Origin of the sequence: Lysobacter sp. FW306-1B-D06B (assembly GCF_038446665.1) — a bacterium.
In the GTDB taxonomy this organism is placed as follows: domain Bacteria; phylum Pseudomonadota; class Gammaproteobacteria; order Xanthomonadales; family Xanthomonadaceae; genus Lysobacter_J.
In genome coordinates this window covers 4,034,400-4,049,092 of record NZ_CP151802.1, presented here as the reverse complement: position 1 = coordinate 4,049,092, position 14,693 = coordinate 4,034,400, and the positions used below count along the sequence as shown (strand labels likewise).

Here is a 14,693-nt window from a genome sequence, read left to right as displayed (position 1 = left end):
GGCCGGCCCGGTGCCGCCGACTATACCGCTCAGGCGGCGACGATCCGGCCCGAATGCTCGGCGATGCCCTCGAGCACCGCATGGAACCGGTCGCCCGGCTGCAGCGGCCCGACGCCCGCCGGCGTGCCCATGAAGATCAGGTCGCCGGCACGCAGGGCGTACAGCTTCGACAGCTCGTGCAGGATGTCGGGCACGGTCCAGATGAGGTCGGCAAGCGAGCCGTTCTGTTTCGTCTCGCCGTTGATGGTGAGGCTGAGCGAGCGCTCGCCCAGTTCGCCGACCTCGGAGGCGGGAACGATCGCGCTGATCGGCGCGGCATGGTCGAACGCCTTGCCGGTATCCCACGGCAGGCCCTTGGCCTTGGCGGCGCCCTGCAGGTCGCGGCGGGTCAGGTCGAGCCCAACGGCGTAACCGTAGACCAGACGCTGCGCATCGGCCGGATCGAGCACGCCGGGCGGCGCATCCTGGCCCAGCGCGACGACGAGTTCGACTTCGTGGTGCAGGTCGTTCGTGCCCGGCGGATACGGCACGTCGCTTTGCAGCGCGATGGCGTCGGCGGGCTTGAGGAAGAACACCGGCGTGCCGCGATCGGCGCGCGAGGCCGGAACGGCCGCGCCCATTTCGCGGGCGTGGTCGGCGAAGTTGCGGCCGACGCAATAAATGCGGTGTACGGGGAAGGTCTGGTCCGTGCCACGGACCGGGACGCGCGGTTGCGGCAAGGCCGCGATCACGTCGCCCATACGCTTAGAGCGACGTGTGCGAGCGGGGGCGCGATTCCAGCTCCGGCTGGCCCACCACGCGGAACTCGCCTTCGACGATGCGCACATCGGCCGCGTTGCGGGCCAGGCGCTTGCCGCGCTGCTTCCACAGCTTGTAGAGCATGCCGGCGGCGATCATCGCAGCGCCCAGCGCCACCGAGAACGCCACGAGCACCGCCAGCACGCCGAGGCCTACGACGCCGAGCGCGAAGCGCAGCACGCGGTGGCGCGGCTTGCGCGGCTCGAAGGCCGAACGCACGCGCGAATGGAAGTGGGAAGTACCGAAGCGGAAGGTCTGGGCGAACATCGGATTGCGTCGTGACACAATGCGGCAACAAGCGCCGGGGAGGCGAGTATCGGGCCAGCCATGAGCGATGGTGTGAGAACTTCGTTAAGCATTTCGAACGAAGGGGCCGCCCCGGCGGACCCGCTCGTAACGCTGGAACGCTTGCCCGACGGGGCTTTCGCCGAGGTCGAGGCGACCCTCGACGGCGATGCCGAATCCCTCATTCTGTATCGTGATGGCGATCACGTTAGGGCTTGGTTGAACATCTGCCCTCACGCCGGGCGTCGCCTCGACTGGGCGCCGGGCCAGTTCCTCAAGAGCAAGGACGGCTTCCTCGTCTGCGCCGCGCACGGGGCGAGCTTCGAACTGGCCGGCGGCGAGTGCGTGGCCGGGCCGTGCCGCGGTGAATCGCTGCGGGCGGTGGAGGTGGTCGTACGCGAAGGGGCGGTGTGGTTGGGAGGCAGCGCGCGCTGACGCGTGCGCACGGCTTGCGGCCACGACAATCGCGATCCCAACCTGATTGCAAAGCGAAGGGGAATTCGTGCCGCACTCACTGATCGTTCCCATGGCGGCGCACGTGGCGTGGGCCGCATTCCTTTACGTACTGCTGACCGTTGCGCGGGCCCCGGCCGTCTGGGGTATCGGCCGTCGCGCCGATGGCAGCAATCCGTGGTCGAAGATCGAGCCGCGGATCAGCGCGAATCTGTCGAACCAGTTCGAGTGGCCGCTGTTCTTCCACGTAGCCTGTTTGTTGCTGATCCTCTCCAACGACATCAGCCCCGTGACTCAGGTGCTGGCGTGGATCTTCGTCGCCGGCCGCGTGCTGCACAGCCTGGTGCAGATCCCGACCGCCAACGTGCGCCTGCGTGGCCTGGTGTTCACCGTCAATTTCCTTGCGGTGCTCGGGCTGTGGGCGGTGGTGGTGGCGAAGGCGTTCGGCCTCATCGGGTGAGCGGAACTGATCCGCTTCGCGATCTCGCCATAAGATGTCATGCGAAGAGCGGTGCGTCGCCGCATCGCAATGCAGCCTGCTCTAGCTGTTGATTCAAGGCTGCGTGGGCGGGGACCCAAGTTCCCGACTCATCACGCCTTGCCGCAGCAGAGAGTTGGATGGTGCCGCCATTCGGCGGCCCAAAAGACCCTGCCTTCGCGGGAATGACGGTGATGCCGGCGTGGGTGTGCCCGTGCGTTACGGGCCTGGGTCCCGGCCTTCGCCGGGATGACGGATCTGGGAAGCTCTTCCCGATTCCCGATTCCCGATTCCCGATTCCCGATTCCCGCCCGTCAATACATCAAATTGACCATCGCCACGATCACCACTGTATAGATCAGCGACAGCGGACCGCCGATCTTCCACAGCTCCTTGCCGGTGTAGCCGGCGGGGCCGGTGATCATCGAGATCACGGGGTTCGAGGCAGTCATGAAGTTGTTGGAGGCCGACAGCGCGACGATCAGCGCGAAGGCGGTCGGGTTGCCGCCGGCGGCGAGCGCGAGGTTGATCGCCAGTGGAACGGTCACGATCGTCGCGCCGACATGACTTATCACCAGCGAGAACAAGGTGGTGAACAGCGCCACCATGATTTCCAACAGCCAAACCGGCGTGCCCGTGGGCAATCGTTCGATGGTGTGGCCGGCCACCCACGCCGCCGCGCCGCTGGAATCCATCGCCCAGCCCAATGGAATCAGGCAGGCCATCAGGAAGACGGTCTTCCAGTTGATCGCCGCGTACGCCTCGTCGATGTGGATCACGCCGGCGATGAGCATGCCGGCCACGCCGGTCATCAGCGCGATCGACACCGGCAGGCGCGAGGACAACGCCAGCAGCATCGAGATGGCGAAGATCGCCATGGCGATCTTGAACTTGTGCGGACGCTGCTCGCCCTTGGGGTAGTCGGTGACGACGACCAGGTCCTTGCTCGCGGCCGCTTCGTGCAGGTCGGTCCAGATGCTGTGGAAGACCAGCATGTCGCCGGCGCGCAGGTTCACGTCGCGCACGTTCTCGCGCAGCACGGTCTTGTCGCGGTTGATCGCCAGCAGGCTCAGGCCCATCTGCTTGCGCAGTTGCAGGTCGCGGCCGTTCTTGCCGATGAATTTCGAGGTGGCCGGCACCACCGCTTCGGAAATGCCCGCGCGGCTGGGATTGAACAGGTCGCCGAAATTGCGCAGGCGCGAGGACAGCCGCAGGAAATGGTTCTGCGCGAAGTCGCTGACCTGCTGCTTCGGGCCCATCGCGCCGAGCACGCTGCCGACCCAGATGCGCGTGTCGGCCGGCGGCGCCAGGCGGGCCTCGCCGTCGCTCTTGAGCGCCAGCAGCAGCGGTGCGCCGTGCAGCGCTTCGGCCTCGCCCAGCGACATGCCGACCAGCGGGCTGTCGGCGGTGACGGTGAGTTCGTACACGTCGCCGTCGATGCCGTAGGCCTTGGCGAAATAGCTCTGCGTGCGCGCGGGCGTGGCGCCCTTGCTGACGTCCTCTTCCTTGCGCAGCGACTTGTCGCCGAAGAAGTGGAAGTAGGCCAGCGAGGCGGCGAGCAGCGCCAGGCCGATCGGCAGCGGCGCGAACATCTTCAGCGGTTCCAGCGTCGCCGCACCCGAGGGCAGGTTGCTGTTGGCCGCCATCAACAAGTCGTTGAGCAGGATCAGCGGCGAGTTGCCGACCATCGTCAGCGCACCGCCCATGATGATGGCGGCGGCGATCGGCAGCAGCAGGCGCGGCAGCGCCAGCCCCGTGCGCGAGGAAATCCGCGCGGCGACGGGCATGTAGAGCGCCATCACCGAGGGGTTCTGCATGATCGAGGAGTTGATGCCGGCCACGGCGGTGGTGAGCAGCAACAGCCGTTGTTCCATGCCCTTCGCGCGGCGCAGCAACCAGCCGGCCAGGCGGTTCAGCGCGCCGGTGCGGTCCAGGCCGGCGCCGAGGATCATCGTCGCCACGATGCTGATGACGGCGTTACCGGAGAAGCCGTTGAACAGCTCGTCCGGCTCGACCAGGCCCGACAGGCCCAGCAGCACCAGCACGACCAGCGCGACGACGTCGGCGCGGATGCGTTCGAACAGGAACATCACCATCGTGAAGCCCACCAGCCCGAGCACGAGCTTCATGTCGGTGGTGAGCTGCAGCGCGGTGTCCATCAGGCGCGGGAGTCGGGATTCGGGATTTGGGATTCGCGAAGGCAGGCGTGCGCGCCTGCAACGCTGCTGGTCGAAACAAGGCTACGGTGGCGGGCTGTATCCAATCTCGAATCCCGAATCACGAATCCCGGCGCTTGTCGTACAGCAGGTCCCACACGCCGTGGCCTAGCTTCTGGCCGCGGGTTTCGAAGTGGGTCTGCGGCCGCCACTGCGGCCGCTCGACGCTGCCGCGCGGGCCGGCGCGATTGACAAGGCCCGGCGTGGCATCGAGTACGTCCCACATCTGTTCCGCATAGTCCTGCCAATCGGTGGCGAGGTGCAAGCGGCCATCGGCGGCCAGCTTGGTCACGAGCAACGCCGCGAACTCCGGCTGCACCAGGCGCCGCTTGTTGTGGCGCTTCTTGTGCCACGGGTCGGGGAAGTAGATGCGGATTTCGTCGAGCGAGCCGTCGGCGATCTCGTTGCGCAGCACTTCCACCGCGTCGTGGTGGTACAGGCGGACGTGGTCGGCCTCGTCCTGCGCGAGTGCATTGAGCAGCCGGCCAACGCCGGGCGCATGCACTTCGATGCCGATGAGGTCGCGTTCGTGGTCGTTCTGGGCCGCGTAGCGCAGGGCCTCGCCGTTGCCGAAGCCGATCTCCAGCACGCGCTTGGCATGACGGCCGAAGGCGGCGTCGAGGTCGCGCAGGGTGCCGGTGTAATCCAGCCCGTAGCGCGGCCACAGCGTGTCGAACGCGCGTTGCTGCGCTTCGGTGAAACGGCCCTGGCGCAGCACGAAGCTGCGGACCTGTCGGCGGCCTTCTTCGAGCGTGAAGGGTTTGGGCGGGAGCTTGCCCTTGGGTGGGGTGTCGCTCATCAGCCGATGAGCCCGTCGATCGGGCTCGAGGCGGAGGCGAAACGCTTGCGCGGGATGCGTCCGGCCTTGAACGCGGCGCGGCCGGCCTCGACCGCCAGCCGCATCGCATGGGCCATCAGCACCGGATCCTTCGCGCCGGCGATGGCGGTGTTCATCAGCACGCCGTCGCAGCCCAGTTCCATCGCGATGGCCGCATCGGACGCGGTGCCCACGCCGGCGTCGACGATGATCGGCACCTTGGCGTTCTCGACGATCTCCAGCAGGTTGTACTTGTTCTGCACGCCCAGGCCCGAGCCGATCGGCGCGGCCAGCGGCATCACCGCGACGCAGCCGATCTCTTCCAGGCGCTTGGCCAGGATCGGATCGTCGGAGGTGTAGACCATCACGTCGAAGCCGTCCTTCACCAGCAGCTCGGCGGCGGCCAGCGTCTGCACGACGTCGGGGTAGAGCGTCTTCTGGTCGCCGAGCACTTCCAGCTTCACCAGCGAATGGCCGTCGAGCAGTTCGCGCGCCAGGCGGCACGTGCGCACGGCGTCGTCGGCGGTGTAGCAGCCGGCCGTGTTGGGCAGAATCGTGAACTGCTGCGGCGGCAGCACGTCGAGCAGGTTCGGCTCGCCGGGGTTCTGGCCGATGTTGGTGCGGCGGATGGCGACGGTGACGATCTGCGCGCCGGCAGCGTCGGTGGCCTGGCGGGTCTGTTCGAGGTCGACGAACTTGCCGGTCCCGGTGAGCAGGCGCGAGGCGTAGGCCTTGCCGGCGATCACCAGCGGATCGGCGGGAAACAGGGGGGAGAGCGGAGCGGTCATCGCGCTAGTTTAGCAGTGGGTTCGACTCCCTCCCCTTGCTGGGGAGGGTTGGGGCGGGGAGCGAAGGCGCGTCGCGGCGAGCTTGGCGCTGGTGTGCTCAAGGTTTCGATGAACGAGTCGTGTGCCTTCCATGGCGCCGCGCCGCGGGCTTCGGAACAGCCCGGCCCGGCCATCGATGGCCGGGCATTCGGTCACGCGCGAGCCAGTGGCTCGCAAGCGCGTGGCCTCACCCCCCACCCAACGCATGCACGATCTCGACCCGATCGCCGTCCGCAAGCGCATGCTCGGCGTGCCGACCGCGCGGGATGATTTCACCGTTGACCTCCACCGCGACGCGGCGCTCGCCCAGCCCTTCGGCCTTCACGAGCTCGAGCACGGTGGTCTGCGCCGCGATAGCGCGCGGCTCGCCGTTCAAAAGAATCTGCATTGGCGTATTGTCGCCGCCGTCGCCACGGGCGGCCAGTCGGCATGGTTTTTGACGCAGTGCGGCGTGAGTGCGCCGTCAACGCGTGGTTCGATTCGGCCATCCGCGGGCGTATGTACCCGGACCACCGCCAGAACATCCAAAGGAACCCCGATGATGACACCCGTCCGCTCCGTGCTCGCCGCCGCCCTCGCGTTGGCGACCGCGCCGGCCTTTGCGCAGGACTATTCGCAGACCGTGTTTTTCGGTGACAGCCTCACCGACGCGGGCTATTTCCGTCCGGCGCTGGTGGCGCAGGCCGGGGCTTCGGCGGCGATCCTGGGCCGCTTCACCACCAACCCGGGCCTGGTCTGGTCGGAACACGTGGCCACCGAGCTGGGCACCAACGGCGCCGCCTTCAACCAGGGCGGCACCAACTACGCCATCGGCGGCGCCATGGTCAGCACCGATCGCGCGGGCCTGACGCCGCAGCTGCCGACGCTGTCGCTGCGTTCGCAGATCAGCCGGTACCTCACCGCCAATGGCGGTGCTGCCGATCCCAATGCGCTGTACACGGTGTGGGGCGGCGCGAACGACCTGTTCGCCGCGGCCGCCGCGCCTGCCCAGGCGCAGGCGATCGTCGGCGCCGCCGTCACCGGACAGGTCGCCAACGTGATGACGCTGCAGAACGCCGGCGCGCAGTACATCCTCGTGCCGAACGTGCCGGACCTGGGCATCACCCCGCAGTTCCGCGCGCAGGGCGCGGCCGGCGCTGCGGCGGGTACGGCGCTGGCGACGGGCTACAACAACGGCCTGTATAGCGGCCTGGCCTCGGCGGGAGCGCGCTTCATCCCGGTCGACACGTTCAGCCTGCTGCGCGAGATCGTCGCCAACCCGGCGCCGTACGGCATCACCAACACCACCGGAACGGCCTGCAATCCGCAGGTGACGGCGCAGTCGATCACCTGCAACCCCGGCACGTACGCCACGCCGAACGCGCCGGACACCTACGTCTTCGCCGACGGTGTGCATCCCACCACGAAGGCCCATGAAATCCTGGCCGACTACGCGCTGTCGTTGCTCGACGCGCCGCGCCAGCTCGCCGTGCTGCCGCATTCCGAAGCGATGGTCGGTCGCGCCCGCGCCGATCGCGTCGGCGCGCAGGCCGCCTCGCGTCCGGATGTGGACGGCATGCGCTGGTGGGCCGACGTGCGCGGCGATTCGCAGCGCTACGGCCATGGCGACAACTACGACGGCTTCGGCCCGACGCTGAGCGTCGGCCTCGACTGGGCGAACGGCGGCCTCGTGTACGGTGGCTTCGCCGGCTACGGCCAGCAGAAGATGGACTGGGGCCTCAACCGCGGCGGGTGGGACCAGGACGATGCCAGCCTCGGCGGCTACCTGGGCTGGACCGGCGGCGCGGCGTGGGTGAACGGCCAGGTCAGTTACACCTGGGTGTCGTATGACATCGATCGTCGCGTGAACCTGGGCCCGACCTCGCGCGTGCACAGCGGCTCGCCCGACGGCACCAACCTGACCGCTGCAATCAACGCCGGCTGGAACTTCGGCGACGGCGCGTTCAAGCACGGCCCGGTCGTGCAGTTGCTCTCGCAGACGATCGAAGTCGATGCCTACGACGAGAACAGCACCGAGGCGACCGCGCTGTCGTTCGGCAAGCAGGAGTTCGACTCACTGATCGGCAGCGTCGGCTGGCAGGTCAACTACGCGCTCAACGACCACCTGCAGCCCTACGCCAAGCTCACCTATGACCACGAGTTCGAGGACAGCGCCGACGAGGCCACCGCCTCGCTGCGCTCGCTGCCGGGCGTGGGCTCCTACGCCGTGCCCGGTCTGTCGTACGACCAGGATTACGGCACGCTGCTGATGGGCGCTCGCACGCAGCTGTTCGGTCTGCAGACCGACATCGGCGCAAGCCTCACCGTCGCCCAGAAGGGCGGCAACGACGCCACGCTGTTCGTCAGCTTCGGCGGCGGTTTCTGAGGCCGGCACCCGCCTGAACCGGCACGCGGCGCCCGGGACTGTTTCACCGGGCGCCGCGTTGCCAAGCCTCCACGCGGCGGCATAGACTTCAGCGCGTGCGGGTGTAGTTCAATGGTAGAACTGCAGCTTCCCAAGCTGCTAGCGTGGGTTCGATTCCCATCACCCGCTCCAAACAATTGCGACGGCGGCCTGCTTTACAGTGGCCGCCGTTTTTGTCTTTCAGGCAACGTCCTGGAGGCGCGATGGCAAGCAAGATCGTGCTCGGTTGGCGTGAGTGGGCAGCCCTGCCGGACCTGGGCATCGGGCGGCTTCGCGCGAAGGTCGACAGCGGCGCGCGCAGTTCGGCGCTGCACGTGGATTCGCAGTGGAAGTTCTTCGAGGGCGGCGGGCCGTGGGTGGGCTTCTGCCTGAGTCCCGGCCACGGCGCCGGCATGATCGAGGCCGCCGCGCCCATCTTCGATGAGCGCGAGGTCACCGATTCGGGCGGCCACTGCACGCGCCGGGTGTTCGTTCGCACCACGCTGGCGCTGGCGGGCGTCCAGCGCGAGATTGAAATCAACCTGTCGGATCGCCGCGGGATGCTGTTCCCGATGCTGCTGGGGCGCACCGCGCTGGCCCGCAGGTTCACGGTCGATCCGGGCCGCTCCTTCCTGCACGGACGGCAGGGGCATCGCGGATCGGACGAACCGCTCGAACGTTCGCGTTCCGTCGCGTCGACGGCTGAGCCGCCGTTTTCCCTTCCCCCACAACCACCTCACCGCCGACCTTCATGAAACTGGCGATCCTCTCGCGCAACAGCAAGCTCTACTCGACACGCCGGCTGGTGGAGGCCTCCCGCGAGCAGGGACACAGCGTGCGCGTGCTCGACCCGCTGCGCTGCTACATGCGCATCGCCAGCGACGGATTCAGCATGCGCTACAAGGGCAAGCCGATTTCGGGTTACCAGGCCGTGATCCCGCGCATCGGTGCTTCCATCACACGCTACGGCTCGGCGGTGCTGCGTCAGTTCGAGCTGATGGGCACGCTGACGCCGAATTCCTCCGACGCGGTCCTGCGGGCGCGCGACAAGCTGCGCTGCCACCAGTTGCTGGCGGCCGAGCACATCGGCCTGCCGACCACGGTGTTCGGCGACAACCCCGACGACACGCACGATCTGCTGTCCATGCTCGGCGCGCCGCCGCACGTCATCAAGCTCAACGAGGGCACGCAGGGTGCGGGCGTGATGCTGACCGAGAAGCTGTCCGCCTCGCAGGGCGTGATCGAGGCGCTGCGGGGCCTGTACGCCAATTTCCTCGTCCAGGAGTTCATCGAGGAGGCGCGCGGCGCCGACCTGCGTTGCTTCGTCGTCGGCGGTCGCGTCGTCGCCGCGATGAAGCGCCAGGCGCCGAAGGGCGACTTCCGCTCCAACCTGCATCGTGGCGGCACCGCAAAAGGCGTGCGCGCGAGTGCGGCGGAAGAAGATGTAGCAATCCGCGCATCGCGCGTGCTTGGCCTGGGCATCGCCGGTGTCGATCTGATCCGTTCGAAACGCGGTCCGCTGGTGCTCGAAGTCAACGCATCGCCGGGGCTGGAAGGGATCGAGGACGCCAGCGGAGTGGACGTGGCAGGGGAGATCGTCACCTACCTCGCCGAACGGGTCCGGCGAAAAGCCCTGAAACGGGCCGCCGCACGGTGAATTTGGCGTTCGCTGGGGATGTCTGCACGATCGGCGAAGTTAGCTGATCCTGCGATCTTCACACGGCCTTTTCATGGATGAATAACGAATATTTAACGGTGGTTTTTAACGACCGTTTAATCGAAATCAGCGTAGCCTGTGTCTACCGCAGCACTGCCGCTCTTCCAAGTCAGCAATCTGGTCGATGCAGGTTACGGTAATCGGGGCAATACCTTTTTGGCCCAGGCACGGTGGCCCCGTGTCTGGGCCTTTGTTTGGCTGAAGTTTGGCGTCGGACGTGCGCGAGCGCGTCTGCACGCGGTGATCCGCGCACTTCGGTGGCTCTGGCAGAATCGTTAAGCTCTCCCTCGACGGGCGAAGCCGCATTCATGCCGTGCGGAACCACGGCGGCACCGGCCGGTCGAATGTCCATCATCTAGGAAGGTCACATGCGCATTCTCGTCATCGAAGACAACCAGGACATCGCCGCCAATCTCGGGGACTTCCTCGAAGACCGCGGCCATACCGTCGATTTCGCGGCCGATGGCGTCACCGGCCTGCACCTGGCGGTGGTCCATGACTTCGACGCCATCGTGCTCGACCTCAACCTTCCAGGGCTGGACGGTCTGGAGGTCTGCCGCAAGCTGCGCAACGAAGCGCGCAAGCAGACGCCGGTGCTGATGCTGACCGCGCGCGATTCGTTGGAGAACAAGCTGGCTGGCTTCGACTCCGGCGCCGACGACTACCTCATCAAGCCCTTCGCGCTGCAGGAAGTCGAGGTGCGCCTGAACGCGCTCTCGCGCCGCGGTCGCGGTGTGCAGACGCGCGTGCTCAACGTCGCCGATCTGGAATACAACCTCGACACGCTGGAAGTGCGTCGTCAGGCCAAGCTGCTGCAACTCAACCCGACTGCGCTGAAGATCCTGCAGGCGCTGATGGAGGCTTCGCCGGCGGTGGTCACGCGCCAGGAACTGGAAACGCGCGTGTGGGGCGAGGAACTGCCGGATTCGGACAGCCTGCGCGTGCACATCCACGGCCTGCGCGCGGTGGTCGACAAGCCCTTCGATGTCCCGCTGATCCAGACGCGCCATGGCATCGGTTACCGCATCGCCGCGCCAGACAACGGCTGACCGGATGGCCCAGGCCGGCGATCCCGCGCCCGCACGCAGGCGCACGCGTTTCCGGCGGCAGTTGCGCAGCCGCATCATCCTTGCCTTCGTGCTGCTGGGCTTCGGCCTCACGGCCATGTTCGCCTGGGCGACCAACTGGACGCGCAACCGCGTGGAGAACCAGCTGGTCGAGGATGTGATGAACCGGAACATCGAGCAGGCCGCGCGCCAGTTCGAGCTGGATCCGGACAACTCGCAGTTCGCGGTCGACCAGATCAGGGCGTACGTGTATCCGATCGAGAAGATCGACTCGGTGCGGGTGAACTGGCCGGAGTGGTACGAACTGCGCGACGGCATCTATGGCATGACCGGCGTCGCCAACGGCGAACCGTTCGCGTACAAGCTGGCGGTGCGCAAGACGCCGAAGGCGTGGTTCTTCCTCGCCTACGACATGTCGCAGGCCACGCGCGGCGAGGCGCAGTTCCAGCGGGCGATCTGGGCGGCGGTCTTCATCTTCACGCTGCTGTCGCTGCTGGTGGGGTGGTGGTCGGCCTCGCGCGTGATGAGCCCGGTGACGGAACTGGCCAACCGGCTGAAGCAGTCCGGACGCAGCGCGGAGCCGGAAGGCCTTGCCTCGCATTTCCCGGACGACGAAGTGGGCCAGCTCGCCGAGGCATTGGACGACTACGCCGAGCGCCTGACCGAAGTGGTGCAGCGCGACCGCGAATTCAACGCGGACGTGAGCCATGAGCTGCGCACGCCATTGGCGGTGATCAAGGGTGCGGTGGAGCTGCTGCTCTCGCGGCCGGACGTGGACGAGAAGACGCGCAACCGCCTGCTGCGCATCCAGCGCGCCGAACAGCAGTGCACCGACCTCATCAGCGCGCTGCTGCTGCTTTCGCGCAACGAACGTGGGCACGGCGCCACCGACGTGGCGCGCGTCGCCGAGCAACTGCTCGACGCGCATCGCGCGCAGCTGGGTGGCAAGCCGCTGGAGCTGCGCGTGGAAGGCGAGCCGAGCCTGCTCGTCGATGCGCCTGAAGCGGCGGTGTCGGTGGCGCTGGGCAACCTCGTCGGCAACGCGGTGAAGTACAGCACCGAGGGCGAGGTGATCGTGCGCATCGGCCGGCGTTCGGTGGACGTGGTCGACTCCGGTCCGGGCCTGAGCGAGGAGGATGCAGCCAAGCTGTTCCAGCGTGGATATCGCGGAACGCACGCGGGGCATTCGCAAGGCGGCGGCATCGGTCTGTCGATCGTGCGGCGTCTTTGTGCGCTGTACGCGTGGGATGTGCAGGTGCGACCCGGTGGCGACCGGGGCGTGGTGGCGACGTTGACGTTCGATGCGCCGTTGATTTCGATTCCGGCGGTGTAACGTCGCGACCGGCATCCGGTAAACGAAGAAGGCGCCTCACGGCGCCTTCTTCATTTCGATGGAGTGGAAGCGTTACAGCGGCTCCAGCCACCCGTACTTGTCGTGCGTGCGGCCGTCGAACAGGCCGAAGAACAACTCCTGGATCTGACGCGTCACCGGCCCCGGCTTTCCGGTGCCGACCTGGCGGCCGTCGACCGAGCGGATCGGCGTGATTTCCGCCGCCGTGCCGCACATGAAAAGCTCGTCGCACAGGTACAGGTATTCGCGCGGCAGGTCGCGTTCGACCACTTCCAGGCCGGCGTCGCGGGCCAGGGTGATGATCGTGTTGCGGGTGATGCCGTTGAGCAACGCGGCGCTGACCGGCGTGGTGTGCAGCGCGCCGTTGAAGACCAGGAACAGGTTCTCGCCCGCGCCTTCCGACAGCAGGCCGGTGGAGGCCAGCGCGATGCCTTCGCCGAAGCCCAGGCGGCGCGCTTCACGCGCGACCAGCTGGCCGGAGAGGTAGTTGCCGCCGGCCTTGGCGCCGGCCGGAATGGTGTTCGGCGCGAAGCGCTGCCAGCTCGACACGCAGGCGTCGATGCCCTGGTCGACCACGCTCGCGCCCAGGTACTGGCCCATCTTCCAGGTCGCCACCGCGACGTCGGTCGGCGTGTCGGCCGACAGGCCGAAGCCGCCCAGGCCGCGGTACGCGACCGGGCGCAGGTAATCGGTGGTGTTGTCGTTGGCCTTGATCACTTCGCGGCACGCGGCGTTGATCTGCTCCAGCGTGTACGGGATCGCCATGTCGTAGATCTTGGCGGAGGCGTACAGGCGCGTGTTGTGGTCGGTGAGGCGGAAGATCACCGGGCCGTTCGGCGTCTGGTAGCTGCGGATGCCCTCGAAGACGGACGAGCCGTAATGCAGCGCGTGCGACATCACGTGCGTGGTGGCCTCGGCCCAGCGCTTGATCGCGCCGTTGTGCCAGATCCAGTCGGGGTATTGCATCGGCGGCATCCGTCAGGGGGAAACCGCTATTGTGCCTCGCTCCCGGCCCGCGTCCCAAACGGCGGGCCTTGCCGGCCCGGGCGCTTCAGCCCTTGATCCACCAGCAGCCGAAGTGCTTCTGCAGGCCGAAAACGGTGCGTACGGCCGCGATTCCGCCGAGCTGCGTCTGCTCCACGCGCACGGCGATCGGCGTGCGCGGCGGTTTGGCAGCGGGCGCGGGTTCGGCCACAGGCGCGTCCTCGAAGGCCGGGTAGGGCGCGGGCTCCGCCGCGGGCGGCGCCTCTTCGGGCATCACCGGCACGATGTCCACCACCGGTCGCTGCACGATGGCATCCAGCCGCTCCATCACGTTGTACGCGCTGCTGCCCGACATTCCCGCCCAGTGATAGACGCCCGCGAGGCGGTTCGCGTCATGGGCGTCGAAGGCGCCGTTCATCTCGAACAGCAGGTCGTCGATGTTGCGGGCGCAACCACCGCCGCGCTTCTTCTCGACCGTGGCGCCATCCGCCGCTCGCGGCTGCGCCTGCTCCACGCCGCCGAACGCCTCGCAGCCGCGATCGGTAAAGACGCTCTGACCGTCGGGCGTGACGCAGTGCCGGACCTGCGCCTGCGTCGTCCCGCACCAGGCGAGCACGCCGAACTGGCACAGCGCGAACAACGAACGGATCAGGACGGGCATCGGCGCAGACTAGCGGGGCCGGCGAGGGCAGGACAGTGCGTGGATCGCAGTCCCGCGCGGGCACGCCTGGCGAGGCTTCAGAAGCGCACGAAATAGCAACCGGCGTAACGCTCCACGCCGACTTCCATCACTCGCTCGGGCTGGGTGAAGGTCAGCTGCATCGCCCCGGCGCCGGTGCCGGCCAGGCCGGGCCAGAAGCTGGCATCGATCAGCGACTGGCGCATCAGCTGCTGCAACCGGTTCATCACCGCGTGCGCCTGGCGGTGACGCAGGCCCGGCCAGTGCACGCTCTCCGCCAGACGGTTCACATCGCCCATCGCGAAAGACGCCAGCAGGTCCATCGACAGCTGCCCGGGACTGCGCGCGCAACCGGCCTGTGGCGCGCGCCGCGTGCGGATCGCCGAGCCCAGGGCGCGGGCGCGCGACGTATCGGAATTGAACACCGCATCGTCCATCGCGATGCGGTTGAGCAGGTCGGCCGACATCGGCGACGGCTTCGCGTCGAAGGCCGTGCAGGCGCTGTCGGTGTAGACGGCTTCACCGTCCGAAGTCTGGCAGCGGTGGATGGCGCCGGCAGCGTGCGCGGGGGCAAACGCACACGACCACGCGAGCAGCAGGCTCGATGCCACCACCGCGAATCGCGGCGCATTCATGTT

Annotated in this window: 16 protein-coding genes and 1 tRNA gene; 8 read left to right on the top strand and 9 right to left on the bottom strand. The window is 67.6% G+C overall.

What is annotated here, in order from left to right:
• Positions 1-29: 29 nt before the first annotated feature.
• Together AAFF32_RS18745 and AAFF32_RS18740 are read right to left on the bottom strand one after the other, a co-directional pair.
• On the bottom strand, positions 30-740 hold the full coding sequence (locus AAFF32_RS18745; protein WP_342316001.1) for a fumarylacetoacetate hydrolase family protein: 711 nt from the start codon (positions 738-740) through the stop codon (positions 30-32).
• A gap of 4 nt (positions 741-744) precedes the next feature.
• Entirely contained in the window at positions 745-1,065 is a 321-nt protein-coding gene (locus tag AAFF32_RS18740; RefSeq protein ID WP_216963811.1) for a hypothetical protein, read from the bottom strand.
• Between the two features lie 60 nt (positions 1,066-1,125).
• Between AAFF32_RS18740 and AAFF32_RS18735 the strand changes: the two genes are divergently transcribed.
• A complete protein-coding gene (locus tag AAFF32_RS18735) occupies positions 1,126-1,518 on the top strand; it encodes a Rieske (2Fe-2S) protein (RefSeq protein WP_342316000.1) in 393 nt (130 codons plus the stop codon).
• Positions 1,519-1,585: 67 nt separating this feature from the next.
• Positions 1,586-1,996, top strand: coding sequence for an MAPEG family protein (locus AAFF32_RS18730; protein WP_342315999.1), 411 nt, complete (start codon positions 1,586-1,588; stop codon positions 1,994-1,996).
• A gap of 332 nt (positions 1,997-2,328) precedes the next feature.
• Here AAFF32_RS18730 and AAFF32_RS18725 read toward each other — a convergent pair whose 3' ends face one another.
• From AAFF32_RS18725 to thiS, 4 genes are all read right to left on the bottom strand, one after another.
• Positions 2,329-4,173 (bottom strand): SLC13 family permease, encoded by a 1,845-nt coding sequence (locus AAFF32_RS18725; protein WP_216963802.1) that lies wholly within the window; start codon positions 4,171-4,173, stop codon positions 2,329-2,331.
• 118 nt (positions 4,174-4,291) lie between these two features.
• Positions 4,292-5,029: a tRNA (guanosine(46)-N7)-methyltransferase TrmB gene (gene trmB / locus AAFF32_RS18720; RefSeq protein ID WP_216963799.1), complete on the bottom strand. Its 738-nt coding sequence runs from the start codon at positions 5,027-5,029 to the stop codon at positions 4,292-4,294.
• Entirely contained in the window at positions 5,029-5,835 is an 807-nt protein-coding gene (locus AAFF32_RS18715; RefSeq protein WP_216963796.1) for a thiazole synthase, read from the bottom strand. Before AAFF32_RS18715 ends, trmB begins: the two co-directional genes overlap by 1 nt.
• Positions 5,836-6,061: 226 nt before the next feature.
• On the bottom strand, positions 6,062-6,262 hold the full coding sequence (gene thiS / locus AAFF32_RS18710; protein ID WP_216963781.1) for a sulfur carrier protein ThiS: 201 nt from the start codon (positions 6,260-6,262) through the stop codon (positions 6,062-6,064).
• Positions 6,263-6,412: 150 nt separating this feature from the next.
• On the opposite strand from thiS, the gene AAFF32_RS18705 reads away from it, so the two are divergent.
• From AAFF32_RS18705 to AAFF32_RS18680, 6 genes are all read left to right on the top strand, one after another.
• Entirely contained in the window at positions 6,413-8,239 is a 1,827-nt protein-coding gene (locus AAFF32_RS18705) for an autotransporter domain-containing protein (RefSeq protein ID WP_216963778.1), read from the top strand.
• 97 nt (positions 8,240-8,336) lie between these two features.
• A tRNA-Gly gene (locus AAFF32_RS18700) sits at positions 8,337-8,410 on the top strand.
• Complete coding sequence (locus tag AAFF32_RS18695) at positions 8,383-9,012, top strand: RimK/LysX family protein (RefSeq protein WP_342315998.1); 630 nt, start codon at positions 8,383-8,385, stop codon at positions 9,010-9,012. Before AAFF32_RS18700 ends, AAFF32_RS18695 begins: the two co-directional genes overlap by 28 nt.
• Positions 9,009-9,914, top strand: a complete 906-nt coding sequence (gene rimK, locus AAFF32_RS18690) for a 30S ribosomal protein S6--L-glutamate ligase (protein ID WP_216963775.1) — start codon at positions 9,009-9,011, stop codon at positions 9,912-9,914. Before AAFF32_RS18695 ends, rimK begins: the two co-directional genes overlap by 4 nt.
• A 428-nt stretch (positions 9,915-10,342) precedes the next feature.
• Positions 10,343-11,023 carry a response regulator transcription factor gene (locus AAFF32_RS18685; RefSeq protein ID WP_137834210.1) on the top strand — a complete coding sequence of 227 codons (681 nt, stop codon included), beginning with the start codon at positions 10,343-10,345 and terminating at the stop codon, positions 11,021-11,023.
• Positions 11,024-11,027: 4 nt separating this feature from the next.
• Positions 11,028-12,374 (top strand): HAMP domain-containing sensor histidine kinase, encoded by a 1,347-nt coding sequence (locus AAFF32_RS18680; RefSeq protein ID WP_216963772.1) that lies wholly within the window; start codon positions 11,028-11,030, stop codon positions 12,372-12,374.
• Positions 12,375-12,446: 72 nt separating this feature from the next.
• Here AAFF32_RS18680 and AAFF32_RS18675 read toward each other — a convergent pair whose 3' ends face one another.
• The 3 genes from AAFF32_RS18675 to AAFF32_RS18665 form a co-directional block, all read right to left on the bottom strand.
• Positions 12,447-13,358: a branched-chain amino acid transaminase gene (locus AAFF32_RS18675; RefSeq protein ID WP_216963769.1), complete on the bottom strand. Its 912-nt coding sequence runs from the start codon at positions 13,356-13,358 to the stop codon at positions 12,447-12,449.
• An 85-nt stretch (positions 13,359-13,443) separates the two neighbouring features.
• Positions 13,444-14,037: a hypothetical protein gene (locus tag AAFF32_RS18670; RefSeq protein WP_342315997.1), complete on the bottom strand. Its 594-nt coding sequence runs from the start codon at positions 14,035-14,037 to the stop codon at positions 13,444-13,446.
• Positions 14,038-14,114: 77 nt separating this feature from the next.
• Positions 14,115-14,690 (bottom strand): hypothetical protein, encoded by a 576-nt coding sequence (locus AAFF32_RS18665; protein WP_216963763.1) that lies wholly within the window; start codon positions 14,688-14,690, stop codon positions 14,115-14,117.
• Between the last annotated feature and the right edge of the window lie 3 nt (positions 14,691-14,693).

Bases quoted from the DNA above. Each gene is read 5' to 3' on its own strand.
- AAFF32_RS18745 (WP_342316001.1), bottom strand. From the start codon at position 740: ATGGGCGACGTGATCGCGGCCTTGCCGCAACCGCGCGTCCCGGTCCGT.
- AAFF32_RS18740 (WP_216963811.1), bottom strand. From the start codon at position 1,065: ATGTTCGCCCAGACCTTCCGCTTCGGTACTTCCCACTTCCATTCGCGC.
- AAFF32_RS18735 (WP_342316000.1), top strand. From the start codon at position 1,126: ATGAGCGATGGTGTGAGAACTTCGTTAAGCATTTCGAACGAAGGGGCC.
- AAFF32_RS18725 (WP_216963802.1), bottom strand. From the start codon at position 4,173: ATGGACACCGCGCTGCAGCTCACCACCGACATGAAGCTCGTGCTCGGG.
- trmB (WP_216963799.1), bottom strand. From the start codon at position 5,029: ATGAGCGACACCCCACCCAAGGGCAAGCTCCCGCCCAAACCCTTCACG.
- AAFF32_RS18715 (WP_216963796.1), bottom strand. From the start codon at position 5,835: ATGACCGCTCCGCTCTCCCCCCTGTTTCCCGCCGATCCGCTGGTGATC.
- thiS (WP_216963781.1), bottom strand. From the start codon at position 6,262: ATGCAGATTCTTTTGAACGGCGAGCCGCGCGCTATCGCGGCGCAGACC.
- AAFF32_RS18705 (WP_216963778.1), top strand. From the start codon at position 6,413: ATGATGACACCCGTCCGCTCCGTGCTCGCCGCCGCCCTCGCGTTGGCG.
- rimK (WP_216963775.1), top strand. From the start codon at position 9,009: ATGAAACTGGCGATCCTCTCGCGCAACAGCAAGCTCTACTCGACACGC.
- AAFF32_RS18685 (WP_137834210.1), top strand. From the start codon at position 10,343: ATGCGCATTCTCGTCATCGAAGACAACCAGGACATCGCCGCCAATCTC.
- AAFF32_RS18680 (WP_216963772.1), top strand. From the start codon at position 11,028: ATGGCCCAGGCCGGCGATCCCGCGCCCGCACGCAGGCGCACGCGTTTC.
- AAFF32_RS18675 (WP_216963769.1), bottom strand. From the start codon at position 13,358: ATGCAATACCCCGACTGGATCTGGCACAACGGCGCGATCAAGCGCTGG.
- AAFF32_RS18670 (WP_342315997.1), bottom strand. From the start codon at position 14,037: ATGCCCGTCCTGATCCGTTCGTTGTTCGCGCTGTGCCAGTTCGGCGTG.
- AAFF32_RS18665 (WP_216963763.1), bottom strand. From the start codon at position 14,690: ATGAATGCGCCGCGATTCGCGGTGGTGGCATCGAGCCTGCTGCTCGCG.